Raw genomic sequence first — 24832 nt, 5'->3', positions numbered from 1 at the left:
AAGGTGCCTACTATTTTTTGGATACCAATGGGCGGATAGTCGGCGCCCGTTGCCGCGCTGAAGGGCCTGCACGTCCTCGAAGGCGCGGCTTCATCGACCCACTCACATCCCAATCCAGCCAGGAGAGTTCCATGAGCGGACGACTGAGCGGCAAGCGCACCCTGATCACCGGCGGTACCACCGGAATAGGTTTGGCCTCGGCCCAGCGGTTCATCGAAGAAGGCGCCAGGGTGGCGGTGACCGGCCGCAACCCCGAGACGCTTGCAGAGGCTCGCAATCTGCTGGGCGACAAAGCGCTGGTGATCGAGAGCGATGCCGGTGACGTCAGCGCGCAGCAGTCACTGGTGGCGAAGGTGGTCAAGGCCTTCGGTGGCATTGATGTCGCCTTCCTCAACGCCGGCACGGGCACCTTCCAGCCCATCGAAGCGATCGAAGAGGCTGAGTTCGACCGCCAGTTCAACATCAATCTGAAAGGGCCGATGTTCCTGCTGAAGGCGCTGTCGCCGCATCTGGGGAAAGGTGCCTCGGTGGCCCTGAACGCCTCGATCGTTGCCGGCCTTGGCTTTCCCGGCGCGGCCATCTACGGCGCCACCAAGGCCGCCGTGGTCAACCTCGCCAGGATCGCGGCCGCCGAGTGGGCGCCACGCGGCATTCGCGTGAACTCCATCAGCCCCGGCCCGATCACCACGCCGATCTACGGGAAGCTGGGCATGCCGCCCGATGCGGTCGCCGAGTTCGGCGAGCAGATGCGCCAGACTCTACCGCTGCAGCGCTTCGGCGACGCTCGCGAAGTGGCTGAGGCCGCGGTGTTCCTTGCCTCCGACGAGGCGGGCTTCATTACCGGCCACGACCTGATCGTGGATGGTGGGCGGCGGATCGTCTGAGGACAGCGCCATGCCCTACGTGAACCTGCAGATCACCCGTGGCGCCAGCCGCGAACAGAAGGCTGGCCTTGTCGCGGACATTACCTCCAGCCTGGTCCAGCGACTCGGCAAGCGCCCCGAGCACATACACATCGTGATTCAGGAGATCAATGAAGATGATTGGGGGTATGCCGGCGAGCTGACTGATGTGTGGCGGGCGCGGATCCAGCCGGCCTCGGGCGGTCCTTGAGCCGATAATCCGGATACCGCGACTCTTGCTGGCCGGGCAGCGAGGCCCGCGTGTCTGGTCGCCGTTGGACGGCGTCCCCAAGCGCCTTCCTCGCGGTGCAAAGGACGCCTGCACAGCGATATCCCTGCTCAATGGGCGCTTTCCTGCGCGACGTCCTGCTGCTTCGCCTCCCGCTGCTGCAGTCGCCACATCTGCGCGTAGTGACCTTCAGCCGCCAGCAGTTCGGCATGCGTGCCCTGCTCGATGATGTGGCCGGCGTCCATCACCAGGATGCGGTCCGCATTCATGATGGTCGACAGCCGATGCGCGATCACCAGCGTGGTGCGGCCCTGCTGGATGCGGTCGAGCTCGGCCTGGATCGCGCGCTCGGATTTCGAATCCAAAGCCGAGGTGGCTTCGTCGAAGATCAGGATGGCGGGGTTCTTGAGCAGCGCACGCGCAATCGCCACGCGCTGCTTCTCGCCGCCGCTGAGCTTCAGGCCACGCTCGCCGACCGGGCTGTCGTAGCCTTCGGGCAGGGCGGCGATGAAGTCGTGGATGTGGGCGGCACGGGCGGCGTCCTCGACCTCGGCATCGCTGGCGTCGACGCGGCCGTAGCGGATGTTGTAGCGGATCGAGTCATTGAACAGCACGGTGTCCTGCGGAACGATGCCGATTGCCGCGCGCAGGCTGTCCTGGGTGTAATCGCGCAGGTCGAGTCCGTCGATGCGGATATGGCCGGATCCCACGTCGTAGAAGCGGTAGAGCAGGCGCGCCAGCGTGCTCTTGCCGCTGCCGGAGTGGCCGACCACGGCGACCGTGCCGCCGGCCGGAATGCGGAAAGAGATGCCGTGCAGGATCTCGCGGCGTTCGTCGTAGGCGAAGCGCACGTCTTCGAACTCCACCACCGGCCGTATCGCCTGCAGCACGCGCGCGTCGGTGCGGTCCTGCACCTCGCGGTTCTCATCCAGCAGGTTCCACAGCTTCTCGATATTGGTCAGCGCCTGCTTGACCTCGCGGTACATCATGCCGAGGAAGTTCAGCGGCGCCGCCAGCTGCAGCAGGTAGGCATTGACCAGGACCAGATCGCCGACCGTGAGCTCGCCGGACACCACGCCCGAAGCGGCGCGCCACATGAGCGCAGTGACGCCGAGCGAGATGATCGCGTTCTGGCCGATGTTGAGCACCGCGAGCGTCTTGTAGCTGCGCACCTCGGCCTCTTCCTTGGTGCGCAGGCTGGCGTCGAAACGCTGCGCCTCATGCTCTTCGTTGTTGAAGTACTTGACCGTCTCGTAGTTCAGCAGCGAATCCACGGCGGACGCGCTGGCCGCGGTGTCGGCTTCGACCGAGGCGCGGTAGAACTTGGTGCGCCACTCGGTGACGCGGATGGTCCAGACGACATAGGCGATCAGGGTGAGGCCGGTGATGAGCGCGAAGCCGGTGTCATAGAGCACCACCAGCACGATGGTCACCAGCGTGACCTCGATGATCGTCGGAAAGATCGTGTAGAGGGTCCAGTCGAGCAGGTCGGAGATCGAACTGCCGCCGCGCTCGACGTCGCGGCTGACGCCGCCGGTCTTGCGGTTCAGATGGAAGCGAAGGCTGAGCGCATGCAGGCGGCGAAACACCTTCAGCATCACCGTGCGCGCGCTGCGTGCCATCACCCGCGCAAACACGATCTGCCGCAGTTCGGTGAATACCCGCTCGGACAGGCGTGCGGCGCCATAGGCCAGCAGCAGGCCGACCGGCAGCACCAGCATCAGGCTGGCCGCGTCGGACGGCAGATTCAGCCCGTCGACCAGGTTCTTCAGGATCATCGGCACGGTCAGGCCGGCCAGCTTGGCCGCCATCAGGCAGGCGAGCGCCAGGGCGATGCGACCGCGGTAGGGCTTGAGAAAGGGCAGCAGGGTGGCCACCACCGCGCGGGTGGTTCGGCGGTGGTCGACAGCGGGGGCGGGGGTATCCATCGCGGCAAGGTGAGGGCGGGTCAGCGCTTGCGCAAGCCGCAAACGCGAAGCGGGCGCCCTGGGGCGCCCGCTTCGTCGACATCGGGGCGGGCGACTCGCGCCCGCGGGTGGCTCAGGCGTCCAGCGCGGCCAGCACCGACTCGGCCGAAGACACCTTGAACTCACCCGCGGCCTCGACGTGCAGCAGCTTGACCACGCCGTCCTCGGCGTACAGGGCGAAGCGCTTGCTGCGGATGCCCATGCCGAAGGCGCTGGCGTCGAGCTCCAGGCCCAGGGCCTGGGTGAATGCGCCGTTGCCGTCGGCCAGCATCATCAGGCCCTCGGGCGTGTTCTGGCTCTTGCCCCAGGCGCCCATCACGAAGGCATCGTTGACCGCCATGCAGGCCACTTCGATGCCACGGCGCTGGAACTCTTCGAACTTCTCGACATAGCCCGGCAGGTGCTTGGCCGAGCAGGTCGGGGTGAACGCACCTGGCACCGAGAACAGCACCACCTTCTTGCCCTTGAAGATCTCGGAAGTGGTGACGGCCTGCACGCCGTCGCGCAGCAAGTTCAGGGTGGCTTCGGGGATGGAGTCGCCGATCTGGATGCTCATGGGCTGCCGGTCTGTGGGCTGAGAGGGCGCACAGGTTAGCCGGAAACCGTGAAGGCCCGGCGAGGAGACGCAGCCGCATCGGGCTGGGCTACCCTTGGCGCCCTTGTCCGGCCCGGAAGCTGCCCATGATCGTCGTCCATCATCTGGAAAAGTCGCGCTCGCAGCGGGTGCTGTGGCTGCTGGAAGAGCTGGGCCAGCCCTACGAGGTCAAGGTCTACAGGCGCGACCCCAAGACCATCCTGGCGCCGAAGTCGCTGCGCGCGGTGCATCCGCTGGGCAAGTCGCCGGTGATCACCGACGGCGAGGTCACGGTCGCCGAATCGGGCGCGATCATCGAGTATCTGGTCGAGCGCTACGACAGTGCCGGCCGCTTCAAGCCCAAGGCCGGCAGCCAGGCCGCGCTCGACTACCGCTACTGGCTGCACTACGCCGAAGGCTCCCTGATGACGCCGCTGATCCTTGCCCTGGTGTTCTCGCGTCTGCCGAGCCAGCCGATGCCTTTCTTCGTGCGTCCGGTGGTCAAAGGCTTGTGCGCCAAGGTGATGGCCAACTACGTGCGGCCGCAGCTGCAGACCCACTTCCGCTTCGTCGAGCAGCAGCTCGCAAAATCCGACTGGTTCGCCGGCGATGCCTTCTCCGCCGCCGACGTGCAGATGAGCTACCCGCTGATGGCGGCAGTCGAGCGCAGCGGGCTGGAGCTGCCGCGCGTTCGCGACTTCGTCGCACGGGTCAAGGCGCGCCCAGCCTGGCAGCGCGCCGAGGCCGCGCACGGGCCCTTCGAGCTGCCGGGAGCGGACTGATGGACTTCGATTTTCCTTTCACTCTCGGCTTCATCCTGCTCACTGGGCTGGTGAGCTGGCAGTGCTTCGAGCGACCCGGCCTGCTGGACCGCCTGCTGCTGTGGTCGCCGGCGGTGCAGCGCGGCCAGTACGACCGCCTGTTCACCTATGGCCTGGTGCATGCCGACTTCGGCCACCTGCTGTTCAACATGATCACGCTGTTCTTCTTCGGGCGGCTGATCGAGGGTTTCCTCGCCGAGCGCTTCGGCCTGTGGGCGTTTCCATTCTTCTATGTCTCGGCCCTGCTGGTGTCGGTGCTGCCGGGCTATTTCCGCCACGCCCGCGACCCGCACTACCGCACGCTGGGCGCCTCGGGCGCGGTCTCGGCGGTGCTGTTCGCCTTCATCCTGCTGGCGCCCTGGAACCTGATCTTCGTGTTCTTCCTGCCGGTGCCGGCGGTGATCTACGGCGGCCTGTACATCGCCTACAGCGTCTATATGGACCGCAGGGGCGGCGATCGCATCAACCACAGCGCGCATCTGTGGGGCGCGGTTTACGGCCTGGTCTTCATGCTGATCGCCGAGCCGCGGCTGCTGGGGCATTTCCTGTCGCAGCTGGCCAGCCCGATGGGGTGACGGCCGGGAGTCGGGAGTGGGGATTCGGGATTCGCTGGAGCGCGCGAGGCCATGGGTGGCGCCGATTGCGTCGGCCGCTGCGGCGCTTGGGTAGGCCGAGCCTGGATCAGCGCAGGGGCTTCACATCCGCGAGCGCCGGCTCAACGAATCCCGAATCCCCACTCCCGAATCCCGGCCCGCGGCGTGCCGCGGGCTATAATGCGCGGTCATTTCGCCCAGATCGAGGCGGGCCACGGCCCCACGCATGCAGCACATCCGCAATTTCTCCATCATCGCCCACGTCGACCACGGCAAGTCCACGCTCGCCGACCGCATCATCCAGATCTGCGGTGGCCTGGCCGAACGCGAGATGGAAGCCCAGGTGCTCGACTCGAATCCGATCGAGCGCGAGCGCGGCATCACCATCAAGGCCCAGTCGGTCTCGCTGCCCTACACGGCGCTGGACGGCCAAACCTACCAGCTCAACTTCATCGACACCCCCGGCCACGTCGACTTCAGCTATGAGGTCAGCCGCTCGCTGTCGGCCTGCGAAGGCGCGCTGCTGGTGGTGGACGCCGCCCAGGGCGTCGAGGCGCAGTCGGTCGCCAACTGCTACACGGCGGTCGAGCAGGGCCTGGAGGTCATTCCCGTCCTGAACAAGATCGACCTGCCCACCGCCGACTGCGAGAAGGTCAAGACCGAGATCGAGGCGGTGATCGGCATCGACGCCACCGACGCCCTGCAGGTCAGCGCCAAGACCGGCCTGAACGTGCGCGACGTGCTCGAAGCCATCGTCAAGAAGATCCCGCCGCCCAAGGTCGGCGACACCGATCGCCTGCAGGCGCTGATCATCGACTCCTGGTTCGACAACTACCTGGGCGTGGTCTCGCTGGTGCGCGTGGTGCAGGGCGATCTGATCCCCGGCGAGAAGATCCTGGTGATGTCGACCGGGCGCGTTCACCAGGTCGACCAGGTCGGCGTGTTCACGCCCAAGCGTCTGGTCAAGAACAAGCTGGGGCCGGGCGAAGTGGGCTGGATGTGCGCCTCGATCAAGGACGTGCACGGCGCGCCGGTCGGCGACACCATCACGCTCGCCGCCAAGCCGGCGCCGCAGCCGCTGCCGGGTTTCCAGGAAATGCAGCCGCGCGTGTTCGCCGGCCTGTTCCCGGTCGACGCCGAGGATTTCCCGGCCCTGCGTGAGGCGCTGGAAAAGCTGCGCCTGAACGATGCCGCGCTGCGCTTCGAGCCGGAAAGTTCGGAGGCAATGGGCTTCGGCTTCCGCTGCGGTTTCCTGGGCATGCTGCATCTGGAGATCGTGCAGGAGCGCCTGGAGCGCGAGTACGACCTCAACCTGATCACCACCGCACCGACGGTGATCTACGAGGTGCTGACCACCGACGGCGCGATCCTCTCGCTGGACAACCCGGCCAAGCTGCCGCCGGTCAACAAGATCGAGGAGATCCGCGAGCCGATCATCCTCGCCAACGTGCTGACGCCGCCGGACTACGTCGGCAACGTCATCAAGCTGTGCGAGGAAAAGCGCGGCGTGCAGAAGAACATCCAGTACCTCGGCAGCCAGGTGCAGATCAGCTACGAGCTGCCGATGGCCGAGGTGGTGCTCGATTTCTTCGATCGCCTGAAGTCGGTGAGCCGCGGCTATGCCTCGCTCGACTACCACTTCCAGCGCTTCGAGCCCGGTCCCTTCGTGCGCCTCGACGTGCTGATCAACGGTGACCGTGTCGACGCCCTGTCGATGATCTGCCATCGCATGCACGCCGACCGTCGCGGTCGCGACATCTGCGAGCGCATGCGGGAACTGATCCCGCGGCAGATGTTCGATGTCGCGATCCAGGCGGCGATCGGCGCGCAGATCATCTCGCGCTCCACGGTCAAGGCCATGCGCAAGAACGTGCTGGCCAAGTGCTACGGCGGCGATGTCAGCCGCAAACGCAAGCTGCTGGAGAAGCAGAAGGAAGGCAAGAAGCGCATGAAGCAGGTCGGCAGCGTGGAGATCCCGCAGGAAGCCTTCCTGGCCGTGCTGCAGGTCGACAACAAGTAAGCGCGGTCCGCTCCGCCCCCACACCCCACGCCTGGAAGCCCACACGTGAATTTCGACTTTGCCGTCCTGCTGGTTGGTTTGGCTGCGTTCACTGGATTCGTCTGGGCGGTCGACGCCCTGTTCTTCGCCAAGGGCCGCGCCCAGCGCTCGCAGGCCAGCTCCAGCCTGGGTACCGAAGTGGTGCGCGAGCCGGTGATCGTCGAGTACTCGCGCTCGTTCTTTCCGGTCATCCTGATCGTGCTGATCGTGCGCAGCTTCCTCGCCGAGCCCTTCCGCATTCCGTCCAGCTCGATGATGCCCAACCTGCAGGACGGCGATTTCATTCTCGTCAACAAGTTCACCTACGGTCTGCGCCTGCCGGTGCTCGACAAGAAGTTCGTCGAGCTGAACCTGCCCGAGCGCGGCGACGTGATCGTGTTCCGCTATCCGGTGAACCCGAAGGAGAACTACATCAAGCGGGTGATCGGCCTGCCGGGTGACGAGGTCGTCTATCGCAACAAGACCCTGTTCATCAATGGCGAGCCGCAGCCGCAGGAGCGCATCGGTCGCTACATCGGCGTGGGTGCGGGCCGCGAGATGGATGGTGCGGATCACCTGCGCGAGATGCTCGGCGAACGCGAGCACGAGATCCTGATGCGCCCGAACCAGCTCGGTCGTCAAGGCGAGGGGCGCTGGGTGGTGCCCGAGGGCCATTACTTCGTGATGGGCGACAACCGCGACAACAGCCTCGACAGCCGCGCCTGGGGCTTCGTGCCGGAGCGCAACCTGGTTGGCCGCGCTTTCCTGATCTGGTTCAACTGGGACTTCGAATTCGGCCGCATCGGCCAGAGCATCGAATAAGCGGATGCTTGCGAACTGGCGCCCGGGCGCCAGCACCGATGCGCTGGTGCTGCGCGCCCGCCTGAACCAGTGCATCCGCGCCTTCTTCGCGGCGCGCGGCGTGCTCGAAGTCGAGACGCCGCTGATGTCGGCGGCAGCCAACACCGAGCCGAACATCCGCAGCTTCGCGCTCGACTACAGCGGCCCGAACGCCGGCCCCTCGCGGCGGCGCTACCTGCGCACTTCGCCCGAGTTCCCGCTGAAGCGCCTGCTGGCGGCCGGCGTGGGCGACTGCTACGAGCTGGGGCGGGTGTTCCGCGACGGCGAGTGCGGCGGCCGCCACAACCCCGAGTTCACCATGCTCGAGTGGTACCGGCTGGGCATCGACCACTACCGGCTGATGGACGAGGTCGCCGAGCTGCTGCTGTCGGCCTTCGCCCTGGTCGGGCGTGTGCTGAAGGTCCGGCGCGCGAGCTATCGCGCGCTGTTCTGCGAGCACATCGGAATCGACCCGGCCCTGGCCAGCGAGCCCGAGCTGCGCGCGGCGCTCGCCGGGCATGACATCGATGCGGACGGCCTGGAGCGCGACGACTGGCTGGACCTGCTGCTGACCCATCGGATCGAGCCCGCCCTGCCGCGCGACGAACTGCTGCTGCTGCACGACTTTCCGGCCAGCCAGTGCGCGCTTGCGCGGGTGGCGGGCGAGGGCGTCGAGGCGCATGCCTGTCGCTTCGAGGTCTATGTCGGCGGCGTCGAGCTGGCCAACGGCTACCACGAGCTCAGCGATGCGCAGGAGCAGCGCGCGCGCTTCGAGCGCGACAACCAGCGTCGCCGCGCGCGCGGCGATGTCGAGCTGCCGATCGACGAACACCTGCTGGCGGCGCTGCAGCACGGCCTGCCCGACTGCGCCGGCGTGGCGCTGGGCGTGGATCGCCTGATGATGCTGCTGAGCGGGGCCGAGCGGATCGATCAGGTCATTGCCTTCGCGGGCCCAAGGGCCTGAGGAGCGAGGAGTGAGTGGAGAGGAATGAGCAGTGAGTCGTGAGAGGAACGTGCGTTGCTGCGAGAGCGTCACAGGATTCTCCTCTCTCGTTTCTCACTCCTCTCCACTCACTCCTCTTCCCTAGAACTCCCAGCGCCCGCCGATCGACAGCAGCCAGTGGCTGATGCGGTCGTCCTGCAGGCGGCGCTCGTACTGCAGGAAGCCGCTGCGTCCGCCCGGGAACACCGCGCTCATGCCGAGGCCCAGATTGACGTGGCTCTGGTCGATGGGGGCACCGCTCTGGCTGAACACGCCGCCGGTAGGGTCGGCAAGGAAGCTGGCGTCGAGGCGCGAGGGGTCGTCGCGGAATTCGCGGCTGTACTCGAACATCAGGTTCGGCAGCAGCACGCCCCAGTCGAAGCTGTAGGCCCGCGAAGCGCGGCCGCCCAGCACGCCCTCCAGGCTGTTCCAGCGCGGCGACTCCACCCGCAGGCCCAGACCCTCGCCGGCGCGGCCCCCGATCATGCGCTCCTCGAAGGCGTCGTATTCGACGCGGCTGAACTGGCCGCGCAGATAGGCGCCGAGGCTCCAGCTGCGGAGCTGCCAGTCGCGTCCGAGCGCAAGGCTGCCGCCGAGCAGGGTGGCGTCGGTGTCGGCCTCGGCGCGCTGGTCCACGCTGACGCTGCCGAGGCTGAAGCGCAGGCGGCGGCTCAGGTCGAAGCGGTTGCGGCCGTAGCTGAGGTTGGCGTCGAGGTAGGCGTCCTTCGGCAGCCAGACGCTGGCATAGGCCGAGAGCACGCTGCCGCGGCTTTTGAGCTCGCCGCGGCCGGCAGCGAACTCGGTGCTGTCGCGGTTGATGCCCAGCGCCGCGCCGGCGACGAAGCGGTCGCTGAAGCGGTAGTCGACGCCGGCGGTCAGGCTGCCGAGGTCGTAGTCGAAGGCCGGGTTCAGACCGGTGCCACGCGAGCGGCCGCGGCCGAAGCTGCCGTTGACGAAAGCGCCCCAGCGTTCGAAGTCCGATCCGACTTCGTCGCCGAGCGCTTCGCCATCGACCATCGCGGCGAGCGCAGGCAGGGCTGACAGCGGCAGGCTGCCGTCCGGCGTGTTCAGGCCGAAGGCGACCTGCGTGCGCTGGCCGCCGCGCAGCGCGCGCTGGCGCTGGTCGAGGTTGCCGATCTGCCCGCGCATGGCTTCGTCGCCGGCGCGCGCAAGGCTCAAGCCCACATCATTGGGCAGCTGCGAAAGCGCGCGCCCCACCTGCGCCGGATCGGCGCCGGCCTGATCGGACAGATCGCCGCAGCGCGCCAGCAGGTCGCGCTGCGCAGCGTTGGGATTGGGCAGTGCCGACAGCGCCGCGCAGGCACGGTCGAGCACCTCGGCGACATCGCGCTGGCGGGGATCGAGCGGTCCAAGCTGCGCCAGGCCCGCATTCAGGCTGAACTCGACGCGGGCCTCGCTGCCGTCGATCTGCGCGAGCACGCGAGCGGCGCCGGGCAGGCTGACGCGCGCACGCACGCTGGCGCGGCCCTCGCTGTCGGTGATGCGCTCTTCGGCGTCGAGCGCGGCGCGTTCGCTGCTCCAGCGCACCCGCTGGCCTGCCACTGGCGCGCCGTTGGCCGACAGCACCCGCACCAGCAGCGGCGCGCTGTCGACGCCGGGCGGCAAGGTCTGGCCGTTGCCGCTGACGATCTCGATGCGGCTGCCCGCGATCGCGCCGGCCTCTGCGCTGAACACCAGCTCCTCGCCGCCGCCGAGGCGAACCCCCACGCTCTGGGTGCCGGCCTGCGGTCCGAGGGTCCAGCCGCTGCGCGCTTCGCCATTCGCGTCAGTCGCGGTTTCCGTCTGCTGCAGGCTGCCGCCGCCGCTCAGCACGCGCCACTGCACCGGGATGCCGGCGGCGGCCGGCTGGATCCGAACCACCAGCGGCTGCGCCAGCGCGCTGCCGGCAGCAGCGCTCTGGTTGTTGCCGGACAGCGCCAGCAGCTGGCCTTCAACAGTGGTGACGCGGAAGAACACTTCGAGGTCCTGGTCGATCCGTGCGCGGATCCGCGAGCCGCCGGCGACCTCACCGAACTGCAGATCGACGCGGGCGCGGCCCTCGGCGTCGGTTTGACTGCTGGCCACGGCCGGACGCGCGCCGCCCTCGACGGCCTGCCACAGCACGGTGGCGCCCTGCACCGGCAGCCCGTTGCGGGTGTGGCGCACGACGAGTGCGCTGCCGCTGCCGCCGCGCACGCCGGTCTGCAGGTCGCCGGCTTCGATCTGCAGGCTGCTCTCGCCGCCGACCGCCGCGAACAGGATGAACTCGGCCACGGCCTCAGGGGCGTCGCTGCGGCGCGCGAGCACGCGCACGGTACCGGCGGCCGAGGGCGAGAGCCTGACCGTGGTCGCCAGGCGGCCGTCGCTGCCGGTCAGGCCGCTGTCCGGACTGAGCTCGGCGGCGCCTTCAGGCTGCACGCTTAAGTCGACGCGGATCCCGCTGGTGGCGCGTTCGTCATCGAGCGCAGCCAGCAGCAGGGGTTGGGGGAGCGTGGCGCCGCCGACGCCCGACTGTCCGCTGCCCGAAAGCACCTCGAGCCGACGGATCTCGGCGGTCGCGCCGACGCGCGCCGTCAGCGCGACGCTGGCCCCGCTGTCGGCGCGCGTTGCGCGCAGCGCGACCTCGCCCTGCGCATTGGGCGACAGCCGCACATTGAAGCTGGCGCGGCCGTCACTGCCGGTCACTGCCTGCTCGGGCTCCGCGGTGGCAAGCCCGGGTGGGACGGAGGCCAGACGCACGGCGATGCCGGACTGAGGCTGCCCATCCTGCAGCGCCTGCAGAACGATAGGCAGGGGCAGGCTGGCACCAGCGGGCGCCTGCTGGCTGTCGCCGGACACCAGGCGCAGCTGGCCGCCTGCGACATCGAGCCGGAAGCGCGCCTCGCTCGCGACGAGACCCAGGCCAGGCGCGAAGCGGGCGACCACCTCGTATCGACCGGGGACCTCAGGGGTGAGCTGGTTGTCCGCGCGGCCGTCGGCGCCGCTGGTGCTGGTGGGAGTGGCCAGGCGGCCACCGCTGGCCCGCCACTCGACGCGTCCGGCGTCCACGGCAACTTCGGCGCCGCTGCCGCGTCGCCACAGTTGCGCGACCAGTTCGCTGGTCTCGCCGAGGCGCGGTGGCGCGGAAAGGGGCAGGGCTTCGATCCGATAGGTCGAGGGCAGCACGCTCACCACAGCTTCAGCGGCCGGCAGTCCCGGGCTGGAAATCTGCACCGCGATGGGCCCGGTGGAACGCCCCGCCGACAGTGTGGGACTGCGCACCCGGCCCTCGCTGTCGGTGCGCTCGATGACCAGGCCGAAGCCGTTGCTGAAGGTCGCGTTGCCGCTGCTGATATAGAACGACACTTCGGCGTCGACCAACGGCGCGGGCAGGCCATTGGCGGCACCGCCAAGCAGCTGGGCCTCGATGCCGCCTTCTGAGGTCTCGTCGCTGTAGATCGATGCTGGCGCCTCGACGACCTCGATCGATCCGTTGCTCGCACCGGCGACGTTGACCGTGAAGGTTCTGGCGGTGATCGGAAAGGGTGGGCCCGGAAAGAAGAAGGCATCGAGCGTATACGTGCCCGGCACGCTCGCCTGGAAACTGGCGCGGGCGAAGCCGCCGGTGTTGGTCACGCCGTTGGTCTGCGGCACCACCGAGGCGGCGCCCGGGCCGCCGGTGGGCTCCCAGAACACCGGCGCGCCGGCCGGGTTGCTCAGCGTGGTTCCCTGACGGAACAAACGGGTTTCGAGCAGGATCGGCTGGCCCGGCGCGGCAGCGATCGGCCCGTTGCCCGGACTGAAGCTGTAGACGACAGACTCCAGCGGGATGTCGACATTGACCATCGGGTCATCGCCGCGGGTCGCGCGGAACAGGGTCAGGCCTGGGCCTGCCGCCGCCGTCAGCGTATTGCTGGCCAGGCCCGAGGGGATCGAGGTGGTGCTGGGTTGGGCGACGCTGCCGTTGCCGCTCACCGTCTGCCAGTTCACGCTCACGCCGGCCACCGGCACGCCACCGTCGGTGACGCGCACATCGACAGGCAGTGGACTGCCGGGCGGCACCTCGGTCGGCGTGCCGGGCAGCAGCTGCAGCTCGCGCGTGCCGCCGAGAATGTTCACGGTGAACTGCGGATTGGGCGGGGAGGTGGCTTCGCAGCCGGTGGCGCAGGTGGCCAGCCAGGTGACGCTGCCGCCGCCGACGGGCGGAGCGATGATGTTCAGCGCCTGGGGCACCGAATTGCCGATCAGGCTGCCGGTCAGCGGCGTGATCTGGGTGCCTGCCGTGGTGTCGGTCACCACGCTGATCACGAAGCCCGCCGCGCTGCAGGCGCCAGCGCCAGTATCGACCGCTCGCAGCGACAGCGACCCGCTGGTGTCCGGTGCCAGCGCGATCGGCGAGTTCTCGACGAACTCCAGCCTGCAGCCAGTGGCGACGGCCAGCGAGGGCAGCAGTGCCAGCAGGCCGAGGACGGTCGCGCGACGCGTCCACCGCGTCGACCTGTGCAGGAGTGAATGCGGGGTGGACATTGTCGATCTCCTGCCTCGGCCATGGCGGGCCGCGTGGGCGTTCGCTGCGCAGGCCATCGCGTGGCTGGCCGGCAGTAGTGACGCGGTTCACACGAGTATACTCGGGCCTTCACGCAGTATTCAGATGCTTGCGACGGGAGAAGGGCGATGGGCGGGATCGATCCAGCACGTGCCGCCTGTGCGGCCCTCGGTGTCCTGATCGTGGTGCTGGCCGGGCTCGCAGCGCCCGGCAGCGCGGTGCGGGCCGCGACCGCCGCGGTGCCGGAAGACCTGCTGGTGGTCGACTGCCTGCTGCCGGGGCAGGTGCGCCGGCTTGGCGGCCAGGCCAGCTTCCTTTCCGCGCGGCGCCCGGTGCGCACCACCCAAGCCGACTGCGCGATTCGCGGCGGCGAGTACGTCGCTTTCGATCGCGCCGACTACCGCACCGCGATGAAGGTCTGGCTCGGCGCGGCCGAGTCCGGTGACGCCGAGGCTCAGAATTACGTCGGCGAAATCCTGATGAAGGGCCTGGGCACCGCGCCCGACCCCTCGACGGCTGCGGGCTGGTTCGAGAAGGCCTCGGCCCAGGGGCACAGACGCGCCAAGGCCAATCTTGCCCTGCTGCTGGAACAGGGCCAGGGGGTGACGGCGGACCCGTTGCGCGCGCTCAACCTCTACCGCGAATCCGCGGGCGCCGGCGACGAACTGCTGTATGCCTCGGTGGTGCGCGTCGAGTTCGAAAAGCGCGACGCCACCATCGCCGCCCAGCGCGAGCAGATCGCCGCGCTGGAGCAGCGCGTCGCCGAACTCGAAGCCGAGCTGGCCCAGCGGCGCGCCGATGCCGCCCGCGCGCGCAGCGAGGCCGAGCGCCTGCGCAGCCAGCTGGCCGAGGTGCGCGAGCGCGCCGGCGCCGAGCGCGCCGATCTGCAGGCGATGCGCAGCCGCATCGAAGCGCAGGAGACCGAGCTGCAGAGCCTGCGCGAGCGGCTGGCCGCGCAGCGCGAGTCGGTCAAGCGGCGCGAGGCCGAAGCCGCCGAGCTGGTCGCCGCACAGGCCGCGGATGCCGCCGCGCTCGAGGAACAGCGCCAGCGCGTGCAGCGCGCCATCGAATCGGGCCAGGCGGCCGCGGCCGCGCTCGAATCGCAGGCGGCCGCGGCGTCGGCATCGACCGCGCGCGAGCGCGGTGCCTACGCCGAACAGCTGGCCGCGCTCGAGCGCGAGCTGGAGGCGCGCAAGCAGGAGGACTGGCAGCTGATGAAGCTGCTGGAAACCCAGCTGGCCGAGCGCGAGGGCGTGCTGCGCGAGCAGCAGCTGACCATCGTTGCGCTGGAGCAGCAGGTGGCACTGGCCGGCGGCGGCCTGCTGGCCAGCGTCACCCCGCAGCTTGAGATCATCAGCCCCGCGCTGGCCCTGACCCGCAGCGGTGGCGGCGGTGCTGCGCGCAGCGCGCCGGGTCGGCAGGCGGTGGTCGGGCGCGTCTCGCAGCCGCAGCGCATCGAGCGCCTGAGCATCAATGACCTGCCGGTGGTGCTGGCCGACAACGGCCTGTTCCGCGCCAGTGTCGAGGTGCCGCCCGGCGGGCTCGACGTGCGCATCGAGGCGCTGGGGCGCGGCGGCGAGGTCGCCGAGCTCAGCTTCAGCCTGCTCGCACCCGAGGCGGCCGCTCCGGAGAGCGGGCGCCGCAGCCCGACGCCCGGCGCCCTGCCGGCCAGCATCAAGCTCGGCCGCTACCACGCGCTGGTGATCGGCAACAACAGCTACGCCGATACGCGCTTCCCGGCGCTGGGCAGCGCGGTCAACGACGCCACCGCGGTCGCCCAGCTGCTGCGCGAACGCTATGGCCACGAGACGCGCCTGCTGCTCAACGCCACCCGCATGGACGTGCTGCGCGCGCTGTCCGAGCTGCGCGAAACCCTGAAGCCCGAGGACAACCTGCTGGTCTACTACGCCGGCCACGGCGAGCTGTCTTCGGATGGTCGCGAGGGCTACTGGATCCCGGTCGATGCGCGCGCCGGCGATGCGTCGAGCTGGATTTCCAACCGCGCCGTCTCCGACCTGCTGGAGGGTCTGGCCTCACGCCATGTGCTGGTGGTGGCCGACTCCTGCTACTCCGGCGCGCTGGCGGGCGCGGGCCTGCCCAGTTATGCAGCCACCGAGCCCGGCGCCGACTGGGCCGACTGGGTGCGCAGCCTGAACAGCTCGCGCTCACGGCTGGCGCTCACCTCAGGCGGCCTGCAGCCGGTGCCGGACGCCGGCAGCGGCCGCCACTCCTACTTCGCCCGCGCCTTCCTGAATGTGCTGCAGGACAACAACCGCGTGCTCGAAGGCGCCCGCCTGTACCGCGAGATCAACGCCTCGCTGGCGCTGGCCGCCCTCGACGCCCCGATCTCGCAGGTGCCGCAGTACGCACCGATCCAGTTCGCCGGGCACGAGGCAGGGGAGTTTTTCTTCAGGCCGCTTTGAGGCTGGGAATCGGGAACGGGGAATCGGGAATCGGAAACCGCCGCGCGGTTTCAGCGCACCCGACGAGGCCTGGTTGCGGGGGGCGTCGACGCGCCGGTCCGAGCCCTCGGGCCAAACGCTTGCGCACCACGATTCCCGATTCCCCATTCCCGATTCCCAGCTCTACACCGTCCTACACCCCAACGCCTCCAACACCCCATGCACCGCGGGGATCTGCGCCAGCCAGGGCGCGGCCAGGGTCAGCAGGCCCGAGGCGATGACGAGGGCGGCGGCGGCGCGGCGGGCGTCGGGGCGCTGCAGCCAGCGCAAGGCGCGGGCGCCGCTGTAGGTCAGCGGCAGCATCAGCGGCAGGGTGCCAAGGCCGAAGCTGGCCATGATCAGTGCGCCCTGCAGGGCATCGGCGCTCAGCCACGCCGCGGAGAGCAGGGTCAGGCTGAGCCCGCAGGGCAGCCAGCCCCAGAGCAGGCCCATCGCGAACTGTCGCGGCGCGGTATTGGCCGGCAGCAGGCGCCGCTGCAGCGGCGCTAGTCGCGCCCACAGCGCGGCGCCCGGCTTGGCAAACAGGTTGAAGCCGGCGCCGGGGAACAGCATGCGCAGGCCGACCAGCACCAGCACGGCACCCACCGCCATGCGCGCGCCGAGCAGCAGGGCATCGCTGCGCGCGAGTGCGATCAGACCCGCGCCGAAGCCACCCACGAGTAGACCCGCCAGGGTGTAGCCGGTGATGCGACCGAGGTTGCTGCGCCAGGCCATGCGCCAGGCCTCTCCAGGCGTTTGCGAGCGCGCGCTGACGGCGATGCCGGCCGCCACGCCGCCACACATGGCCACGCAGTGCACGCCGCCCAGCAGGCCGGCGATCAGGGCGGCGCCGAGGCTCAGCCAGTCGATCGGCATGGCGTGTCGTGCCGGGTCACGGCTGTTTGCGCTCGGTCCGCGCGCGGGCCTCGGCGGTGTTCTTCAGATCGCGGTCCTTGCTGTCGTCGGCAAGGATGTCGATGGCCGGGGTGTCGAGGTCGTCGAACTGGCCGCGCTTGACCGCCCACCAGAAGGCCCAGACCGCGAAGCCCAGCAGGACCAGGCTGACCGGCACCAGATAGATCAGCACGCTCATCGAGTGGCCTCGGCCGACGTCGGAGCCTGCATTGTCGCCGTATCCGGCAGCGTCCACGCGGCGCTGCGCCCGAGCCGCAGCGCGTTGAGCGTCACCAGCAGGGAGGAACCCGCCATGCCCAGCGCGGCGATCCAAGGCGTCACCCAGCCAGCGGCGGCGAAGGGCAGGGCGATGGCGTTGTAGACCAGCGCCCAGGCGAGATTCTCGCGGATCATCCGGCGCGTGCGTCGGGCCAGCTGCACCACCTGCGGCAGGCGCATCAGGCGCTCGCCCGAGAGCACGATGTCGGCCGCTCGATGCGCCATCGGTGCGCCGCAGGCCAGCGCGATCGAGACATCAGCGCCGCCCAGCACGGGCGCGTCATTGATCCCGTCGCCCAGCATCAGCACGCGATGGCCCTGCGCCTGCAGCTCGCGCAGACGCGCCAGCTTGGATTCGGGCGTGGCCCGCGCCGACCAGCGTGCGATGCCGAGTGCGCGCGCCGTCGCCTCCACTGCCTCCGGGGCATCGCCGCTCAGCACCTCGACGCGCAGGCCCTGGGCCGTGAGCGCTGCGATCGCTTCGCGCGCGTCGCTGCGCGGCGCATCGACCAGTTCGAAGCGGGCGAAAGCGCGCGCCCCGTCACCCAGCCAGACGCCGGGCAGATCGCGATCCAATCCTGCGGCGAAGCCGGCGTGGCCGATCCGCCAGCTTCGGCCTTCGACGTCACCGGCAACACCGGCGCCGGCGGTGACTTCGATGGCCTCGGCGCGCGGCGCGTCGAGGCCTGCGAAAGCGCGCGCCAGCGGATGACCAGCGTCGCGTTCGAGCGCTGCGGCAATGCGGTTGACGGCCTCTGCATCAAGATCGCGCAGCAGCTCGACGCGCGCGATTTGCGGGCTGCCGGTGGTCAGGGTGCCAGTCTTGTCGAGCAGCACGGTGTCGACTTCGGCCAGATCACTGAGCGCATCGCCGCGCAGGGGCAGGGCACCGAGTTTTGTGAGGGTGTTGCCGGCCGTCGCGAGTGCGGCCGGAATCGCCAGCGACAGCGCGCAGGGGCAGCTCACGACCAGCACCGCCAGCATCACCTCGAAGGCGCGCTCAGGGTGGATCTGCCACCACACGGCAAAGGTCCACGCCGCCGACACAAGCAAGGCGGCAACGAAGTGGCCGGCGACGCGATCGGCGATCTGCGCCACGCGGGGCCGCGCGTTCTGCGCGCGTTCGACCAGCTGGGTCAGATGCGAGAGGCGCGTGTCCTGGCCGGTGCGGGTGATGCGCAGCTGCAGAGGCTGCAGGCGGGCGACGCTGCCGGCATAGACCTCGTCGCCGGCGCGCTTGGCCACCGGCGTCGACTCCCCGCTGAGCAGAGCCTCGTCAATTTCCGCAGCAGGCATGTCGAGTACGCCGTCGGCGGGCAGGGCTTCGCCCACGGGTACGCGCACGCGGTCGCCCACTGCCAGTGCGGCCACCGGTACCTGCACCGCGGCATCCTCGGCATCGAGCTTCCAGGCCAGCGCTGGCCGCGCCTGCGCCAGCGCATCCACCGCGGCATTCGCGCGCTGCCGCGCCATGCGTTCGAGGTAGCGCGCCACCAGCAGGAAGAAGACGAACATCACCGCCGCGTCGAACCACACGTGGGCGCCGCCGCGCAGGGTTTCGACGAGGCTCGCGAAGTAGGCCAGCAGCACCGAGCTGCCGATCAGTGTGTCCATGCCGAGGCGACGCTGGCGGAACTCGCTGACCATGCCGGCGAGGAAGGGCCAGCCGGCGTAGAACACCACCGGCGCCGACACGCCGAAGGTGATCCAGCGGAAGAAGTCGCGCGTGGCCGGCGCCATCTGGTTGGCGAAGTCGAGGTACAGCGCCTCGGCGAACATCATCGCCTGTAGGCTGCCCAGGCCCGCCACGCCGAGGCGCAGCAGCAGCTGCCGGCGCTCGGCGGCGCGCGCGCGCTCCAGCCCTTCGCCGGGCGAGAGATGCGGCGCATAGCCCAGGCCAGCGAGACGTTCGAGCGCGGAGGAAAGGCGCAGCTGCGCGGGCCGCCAGCGCAGGCGCACGCGGCCGCTGATCGCGTTCGACTGCACGTCCTCGACGCCGTCGAGAGTGCCCAGCGCGCGGTCGATCAGCCAGGAACAGGCCGCGCAGCGCATGCCGTCGACGATCAGGGTCAGCTCGCGGCAGTCGGGGGCCTCGGCTGGCACGCGGCTGTGCTCGGCGAGCACGTCATCGCGATCGAAAGCGCTGTAGTCCTGCGCCTCCTCGCCGACGCGGCGGCCCTGTTCCTCGCGAAGCTTGTAGTAGTCGCCGAGGCCCGACTGCTCGATGAAGCGCGCGGCGCCCGCGCAGCCGCCGCAGCAGAAGGCGCGCTGCGCGCCCTTGAACTCGGCCAGCACGGGGACGGCCGGCAGCGGCTCGCCGCAGTGGTGGCAGGCGGGGCTGCGCATGTCCATGGCCGGGTTCAACCGCCCGACAGCATGGGAATCAGTTCGCTGCGGGTGGCACCGGGGTCGAGCCGGCCGCCGACCCGCCAGCTGTGGTCGGGTGCTGACAGCTCGATGTTCCAGGCCTGGCCCGTGGCGCCGTCGACGCGGCCGTGCCAGCGCTCGCCGGCCTGGACCAGACGCACCTCCAGATCGCGGCTGGCGCGGCCTGCATGCAGAAGACGCAGGGTGAGTGCGGGCGTTGTCTCGCCCAGGCCCTGCATCTGCGCCTGTATCGCGCCGGTCTCGGCATCGATGCTCAGCTCGCCGTGCAGGCCGAGCTCGATGGCGCGGCGGTCGGCAGCGATGTCGGCATCCTGGATCTGCAGGGTGCGGCGCACCACGTCGGGCACCGCATCGGTGCTGCCGGAGCGGATCGCGATGGCCAGCGTGCTGAGTCCTGCGACCACGGCAGCCAGCGGCAGGCCGATCATCAGCCAGACCATCGGCTCTCGATACCAGGGGCGGCTCGGGTGGACGTCGTTGTTCATGGAAGGAGTTGCGCAGGCGCGGCCGCAGCCGCGAAGGCCACAGGGTAATCGCCGGGGCGCATCGTGGCTTGAGATCGATCAAGGCGCTGGCTGGTCGACGCCGGTGCGCGGCGCGTGCCGCGGGCTGCAGACACGTCGGGCCACCGGGATCTCGGGGGGCGTGCCGATCGCGGGCAGCGGGAATGCGGCCGCTGGTTTGGGCAGGCGCACAAAACTGCACCGCGGCGCCATCCTTGGCGACCACGGTGCTCCGGGGGACTGGATTCCGCGCGACGTACTCGAACGTGCGCGGGTAGAGCGGTCGCGCGTGGCGCGAACAAGCGAGCGCGCCGCGCGGGTTTGCAGGTTCCGAAGCGGACGGGGAGAGCCACTTCGGAGGCCGGGCACCATCCGCTGGCGGTACGCGAGCAGGAGGGGGAGAGGGGCCCGACAACTGGACACTCGCAAAACGGAGGCGGGATCGATCACAAGGTCTCACCCGTGCCGGCAGTGCGCATCCGCGCGCAAGACACAAACTCCTCAACCACCTCTGAAGCTGTCGCCCTCCCCTGCGAAAGTCAGCTGTTTGTAGGAGCGAGCTTGCTCGCGACCCGCAGCGTAGATACGACGCGGAGGCTGCGGTCGCCTGCCAGCAGGCTCCTACACAGAGCGCGAGCGGGAGAATCACAGCGCGAGCCGGTGAATCGACGCTTCTTCGAGAACCCCCAGTCTGCAACGCGGGGCTGAGAGCGCTCAGGCCGCGTGGGCTTCCGTGCGCGTGATGCGCGCATGGGCCGCATCGAGGCCCTGCTTGCGACTCTCGGGCGAGAGGTTCAGGCCCTCCGCGCGCAGGATCTCGACGTCGCTGATGCCGATGAAGGCGAACACTTGGCGCAGGTAGGCCTCCTGGAAGTCGGCCGGGCTGGCGTCGCCGTAGACGCCGCCGCGGGTGCTGGCGACGATCACGCGCTTGCCGCCGGCCAGGCCCTCGGGGCCATTGGCGGTATAGCGGAAGGTGACGCCGGCCACCGCGATGCGGTCGATCCAGGCCTTCAGCGTCGAGGGCAGGCTGAAGTTGTACATCGGCGCGCCGATCACGACGACGTCGGCGGCAAGGAACTCGTCGAGCACGGCCTTGGCCAGCTCGGCTTCCGCCGGATTGGACTTGGCCAGGGTGGCGCCGGTGAAGTGTGGCAGCGGCTGGGCGTCGAGATCGCGGTAGCTCACTTCGACATGCGGGCTGTCGGCGCGCAGCTGGCGCACCACCGCGGCGGTCAGTTCGCGGCTGGCGGACGCAGTGCCGAGCGCGCTGGAATCGAGATGCAGAACCTTCATGGCGGTGCTCCGTGGGTGGACGTTGGGCACAGCTTGATTGGCTCGGCAGTTGCGATAAACCCACTGAAGGAGCACGCTCCGTTGCGCTGCTGGAACGAACCCGTCCGCCCGCTTTCGAAACTGCGATCTCCCGACGGCCTCGACCACAGCGCTAGCCGCTCTCTCGATTCTCGATTCCCCATTCCCGATTCCCGGCCCTCAAATGCACGACCTCAACGATCTGCAGTTCTTCGCCCTGGTGGTGGAACACGGCGGCTTCTCCAAGGCCGAGCGCGCCACCGGAATGCCCAAGTCGCGCCTGTCGCGACGCATTACCGCGCTGGAGGAATCCCTCGGCGCGCGTCTGCTGCAGCGCTCGACGCGCCGCTTCGCAGTCACCGATCTCGGCCAGAGCGTCTACCGCCACGCCCGCGCCATGCTCGACGAGGCGCGCGCCGCCCGTGAGGTCGTCGAGCGGCAGTCGGCGGTGCCGCGCGGCCTGGTGCGGGTGTCGGCGCCGGTGGCGATCGCCCAGCAGCAGCTGGGGCGCCTTCTGCCGGAGTTCCTCGAGCGCTACCCCGACGTTCGCGTGCAGCTGCACGTCAGCAATCGTCGGGTCGATCTGATCAACGAGGGCATCGATGTCGCCCTGCGCGTGCGCACCCGGCTCAATGACGACGGCAGCCTGATCCTGCGCAGCTTCGCCCAGATCAACGAGTACCTGGTGGCCAGCCCGCGCTACCTCGACCGCTACGGGCGTCCGGATCTGCCTGCGGCCCTGTCCGCCCACGCCTGCCTGTCGATGAGCGAGGAGCCCGGCCAGCAGCGCTGGGAGCTGCACGGGCCCGGCGGCGCGGTCGAGCGGGTCGACTTCGAGCCGCGTCTGATGGCGCACGATTTTCCGGTGCTGCGCGAGGTCGCCGCGGCGGGTCATGGCATCGCCCTGCTGCCCGAGACGGTCTGCGCGGACCTGCTCGGAAACGGAGCGCTGGAGCGGGTCTTGCCCGACTGGAGCCTGCCGCAGGGCATCTTCCACGCGGTGTTTCCCTCGCGCAGCGGCCTGCTGCCGGCGATCCGCGTGCTGATCGATTTCCTCGCCGAGCGCCTGCCCGCGCTGCTGGAGGAGCAGCGCCGCCACAGCGCCTGTCCGCGCGCAGCGCCAGTGGCAGCGGCCGCCAGGAGCGCCGGCAAGCGTCGGCCGGCGCAGACGCCGTCGGTATGACGCCGCTTCTTGAATTCCCTGTGGATGGCTCAAGATTGGCGCCGGCCCGCGATCGTCGGGTGCACTCCATCTTCAACCCGCATCGCCTGAGAGGTTTCGCGTGAGTGTCCTGATGTTTGCTGCGGGCCTGGTCCTGCTGGTGCTGGGTGCCGATCTGCTGGTGCGCGGCGCCAGTCGCCTGTCGCTGTCGCTGGGCATTTCGCCCCTGGTCGTTGGACTGACCGTGGTCGCTTTCGGCACCAGCGCGCCGGAGCTCGCGGTCTCCGTGCAGGGCGCGATCAACGGCCAGGGCGATATCGCCATCGGCAACGTGGTCGGCAGCAACATCTTCAACGTGCTGTTCATTCTTGGCCTGTCGGCGCTGATCACCCCGCTGGTGGTGCATCGCCAGCTCGTGCGCAAGGAAGTGCCGATCATGATCGGCGTCAGCCTGCTGATGTGGGCACTCGCCGTCGATGGCGCGCTTGGTCTGTTCGACGGCCTGCTGCTGACCGGCCTGCTGATCGTCTATGTGGTTGCCCTGTACGTTCAAAGCCGTCGCGCCCCCGCCGAAGAGACGGGCGAGGAGCTGCCCGAAGGCGGCCCCTGGCTGGATCGCACCTGGGTGCAGCTGCTGCTGATCGTGGCTGGCCTCGCCCTGCTGGTGCTGGGCTCGCGCTGGCTGGTGGCGGCAGCAATCGCTTTCGCGCAGAAGCTCGGCATCAGCGAGCTGGTGGTCGGCCTGACCATTGTTGCCGCTGGCACTTCGCTGCCCGAGGTCGCGACCTCGATCATGGCGGCGCTGAAGGGCCAGCGCGACATCGCGGTCGGCAACGTGGTCGGCAGCAACATCTTCAACATCCTCGCCGTGCTCGGCCTCACCGCGCTGGTGGCTCCGGGCGACATTCCGGTGGCGTCCTCGGCGCTGCGCTTCGACATTCCGATCATGATCGCGGTCGCCGTGGCCTGCCTGCCGGTGATGTTCAACGGCTACCGCATCGAGCGTTGGGAGGGCGGCGTCTTCTTCCTGTTCTACCTCGCCTACACCGCCTGGCTGGTGATGTACGCGCAGGAGCACGCCCTGCTCGATGAGTACCGCACGGTCATGGTCTATGGCGTGCTGCCGCTGACCGCCCTGACCCTGTTCGTGATGACCTGGCGCGGCTGGCAGCTGCGGCGCGAGCGCCTCGCCAACGCGAAGTAGCGGACACAGACCCCGCGGCGCGGGAGACCCGCGCGCGCGTCCGCGCACCCGGCGGCTGATCCGATCACGGTCGGCGCCGGGCGTCCGCAGGGGATGGCTTCACCTCTGCAAGGCCATTGGCGGGGCGCGAGCGCCTAGAATCGGGGGCTGTCACCAGCCTGGAGCCCCGCCATGAAATCCCGCGCCGCCGTTGCCTTCGAAGCCGGCAAGCCGCTCAGCATCGAAACCGTCGATCTCGAAGGCCCGCGCGCCGGCGAGGTGCTGGTCGAGATCAAGGCCACGGGCGTCTGCCACACCGACGAGTTCACGCTGTCCGGCGCCGACCCCGAGGGCCTGTTCCCGGCCATCCTCGGCCACGAGGGCGCGGGCGTGGTGGTCGAAGTCGGCGCGGGCGTGAAGTCGCTCAAGCCCGGCGACCACGTGATTCCGCTGTACACGCCCGAATGCCGCGAGTGCGAGTACTGCCTGAACCCCAAGACCAACCTCTGCCAGGCGATCCGCAGCACGCAGGGGCAGGGGCTGATGCCCGACGGCAGCAGCCGCTTCTCGCTCGACGGTCGGCCGATCCGCCACTACATGGGCACCTCGACCTTCTCGAACTTCACCGTCGCGCCGGAAATCGCGCTCGCCAAGATCCGCGAGGACGCGCCCTTCGACAAGGTCTGCTACATCGGCTGCGGCGTCACCACCGGCATCGGCGCGGTGATCTACACCGCCAAGGTCGAGGTCGGCTCCAAGGCGGTGGTGTTCGGCCTGGGCGGAATCGGTCTGAACGTGATCCAGGGCCTGCGCCTCGCCGGTGCCGACATGATCGTCGGCGTCGATCTCAACCCCGCGCGCGAGGCGATGGCGCGCAAGTTCGGCATGACCCACTTCGTCAACCCGAAGGAGGTCGAGGGCGACCTCGTGCCGTACCTGGTCTCGCTGACCAAGGGCGGCGCCGATTACAGCTTCGAGTGCATCGGCAACGTCCAGGTGATGCGCCAGGCGCTGGAGTGCTGCCACAAGGGCTGGGGCACCAGCGTCATCATCGGCGTAGCGCCTGCGGGGGCCGAGATCAGCACCCGGCCCTTCCAGCTGGTCACCGGCCGCAACTGGCGCGGCAGCGCCTTCGGCGGCGCGCGCGGCCGCACCGACGTGCCGAAGATCGTCGACTGGTACATGGAGGGCAAGATC

General features: G+C 69.4%; 18 protein-coding genes and 1 pseudogene. 11 read left to right on the top strand and 8 right to left on the bottom strand.

Annotated features, from left to right (window positions below):
- The first annotated feature begins 131 nt into the window (after positions 1–131).
- The gene (locus tag Q0654_RS04320) at positions 132–884 is read left to right on the top strand and encodes an SDR family oxidoreductase (RefSeq protein ID WP_298850839.1); all 753 of its coding nucleotides are present in this window, start codon (positions 132–134) and stop codon (positions 882–884) included.
- Between the two features lie 10 nt (positions 885–894).
- Positions 895–1113 (top strand): 4-oxalocrotonate tautomerase family protein, encoded by a 219-nt coding sequence (locus tag Q0654_RS04315; protein WP_298850837.1) that lies wholly within the window; start codon positions 895–897, stop codon positions 1111–1113.
- Between the two features lie 128 nt (positions 1114–1241).
- Here the strand turns inward: Q0654_RS04315 and Q0654_RS04310 are convergent, their stop codons facing one another.
- Both Q0654_RS04310 and Q0654_RS04305 read right to left on the bottom strand, forming a co-directional pair.
- The gene (locus Q0654_RS04310; RefSeq protein ID WP_298850835.1) at positions 1242–3059 is read right to left on the bottom strand and encodes an ABC transporter ATP-binding protein/permease; all 1818 of its coding nucleotides are present in this window, start codon (positions 3057–3059) and stop codon (positions 1242–1244) included.
- Positions 3060–3171: 112 nt separating this feature from the next.
- Positions 3172–3654: a peroxiredoxin gene (locus Q0654_RS04305; protein ID WP_298850834.1), complete on the bottom strand. Its 483-nt coding sequence runs from the start codon at positions 3652–3654 to the stop codon at positions 3172–3174.
- Between the two features lie 125 nt (positions 3655–3779).
- Here Q0654_RS04305 and Q0654_RS04300 point away from each other — a divergent pair, with 125 nt between their 5' ends.
- The 5 genes from Q0654_RS04300 (at position 3780) to epmA (ending at position 8928) form a co-directional block, all read left to right on the top strand.
- Complete coding sequence (locus tag Q0654_RS04300) at positions 3780–4454, top strand: glutathione S-transferase (protein WP_298850832.1); 675 nt, start codon at positions 3780–3782, stop codon at positions 4452–4454.
- On the top strand, positions 4454–5068 hold the full coding sequence (locus Q0654_RS04295; RefSeq protein WP_298850829.1) for a rhomboid family intramembrane serine protease: 615 nt from the start codon (positions 4454–4456) through the stop codon (positions 5066–5068). The genes Q0654_RS04300 and Q0654_RS04295 overlap by 1 nt, the downstream gene beginning before the upstream one ends.
- Before the next feature lie 244 nt (positions 5069–5312).
- Entirely contained in the window at positions 5313–7106 is a 1794-nt protein-coding gene (lepA, locus tag Q0654_RS04290) for a translation elongation factor 4 (RefSeq protein ID WP_298850827.1), read from the top strand.
- A 45-nt stretch (positions 7107–7151) separates the two neighbouring features.
- Positions 7152–7946, top strand: coding sequence for a signal peptidase I (lepB, locus tag Q0654_RS04285; protein WP_298850824.1), 795 nt, complete (start codon positions 7152–7154; stop codon positions 7944–7946).
- Positions 7947–7950: 4 nt separating this feature from the next.
- Positions 7951–8928, top strand: a complete 978-nt coding sequence (gene epmA / locus Q0654_RS04280; protein ID WP_298850822.1) for an EF-P lysine aminoacylase EpmA — start codon at positions 7951–7953, stop codon at positions 8926–8928.
- A 120-nt stretch (positions 8929–9048) separates the two neighbouring features.
- On the opposite strand, the gene Q0654_RS04275 is transcribed toward epmA, so the two are convergent.
- On the bottom strand, positions 9049–13452 hold the full coding sequence (locus Q0654_RS04275; RefSeq protein WP_298850820.1) for an autotransporter domain-containing protein: 4404 nt from the start codon (positions 13450–13452) through the stop codon (positions 9049–9051).
- A gap of 147 nt (positions 13453–13599) precedes the next feature.
- On the opposite strand from Q0654_RS04275, the gene Q0654_RS04270 reads away from it, so the two are divergent.
- Positions 13600–15894 carry a caspase family protein gene (locus Q0654_RS04270; protein ID WP_298850818.1) on the top strand — a complete coding sequence of 765 codons (2295 nt, stop codon included), beginning with the start codon at positions 13600–13602 and terminating at the stop codon, positions 15892–15894.
- 162 nt (positions 15895–16056) lie between these two features.
- Here the strand turns inward: Q0654_RS04270 and Q0654_RS04265 are convergent, their stop codons facing one another.
- From Q0654_RS04265 to Q0654_RS04245, 5 genes are all read right to left on the bottom strand, one after another.
- Entirely contained in the window at positions 16057–16788 is a 732-nt protein-coding gene (locus Q0654_RS04265) for a sulfite exporter TauE/SafE family protein (RefSeq protein WP_298850816.1), read from the bottom strand.
- Between the two features lie 16 nt (positions 16789–16804).
- The gene (ccoS, locus tag Q0654_RS04260) at positions 16805–17005 is read right to left on the bottom strand and encodes a cbb3-type cytochrome oxidase assembly protein CcoS (protein ID WP_298850814.1); all 201 of its coding nucleotides are present in this window, start codon (positions 17003–17005) and stop codon (positions 16805–16807) included.
- Entirely contained in the window at positions 17002–19437 is a 2436-nt protein-coding gene (locus Q0654_RS04255) for a heavy metal translocating P-type ATPase (protein ID WP_298850812.1), read from the bottom strand. Before Q0654_RS04255 ends, ccoS begins: the two co-directional genes overlap by 4 nt.
- A gap of 8 nt (positions 19438–19445) precedes the next feature.
- Positions 19446–19958: a FixH family protein gene (locus Q0654_RS04250; RefSeq protein ID WP_298850809.1), complete on the bottom strand. Its 513-nt coding sequence runs from the start codon at positions 19956–19958 to the stop codon at positions 19446–19448.
- A gap of 732 nt (positions 19959–20690) precedes the next feature.
- Positions 20691–21272, bottom strand: coding sequence for an NAD(P)H-dependent oxidoreductase (locus Q0654_RS04245; RefSeq protein WP_298850807.1), 582 nt, complete (start codon positions 21270–21272; stop codon positions 20691–20693).
- 202 nt (positions 21273–21474) lie between these two features.
- Here Q0654_RS04245 and Q0654_RS04240 point away from each other — a divergent pair.
- The 3 genes and pseudogenes from Q0654_RS04240 to Q0654_RS04230 form a co-directional block, all read left to right on the top strand.
- A pseudogene (locus Q0654_RS04240) lies at positions 21475–22374 on the top strand (LysR substrate-binding domain-containing protein); the annotation flags it as partial.
- Between the two features lie 199 nt (positions 22375–22573).
- Positions 22574–23656: a calcium/sodium antiporter gene (locus Q0654_RS04235; protein ID WP_298850805.1), complete on the top strand. Its 1083-nt coding sequence runs from the start codon at positions 22574–22576 to the stop codon at positions 23654–23656.
- A gap of 171 nt (positions 23657–23827) precedes the next feature.
- Positions 23828–24832, top strand: a 1005-nt coding sequence (locus Q0654_RS04230; protein WP_298850802.1) for an S-(hydroxymethyl)glutathione dehydrogenase/class III alcohol dehydrogenase, incomplete at its 3' end; no start/stop codon positions are given.

Source organism: uncultured Aquimonas sp. (assembly GCF_937888285.1).
In the GTDB taxonomy this organism is placed as follows: Bacteria; Pseudomonadota; Gammaproteobacteria; order Xanthomonadales; family Xanthomonadaceae; genus Aquimonas.
Note: the sequence above shows the minus strand (reverse complement) of the source record. Positions and strands in the feature narration are given on the sequence as shown.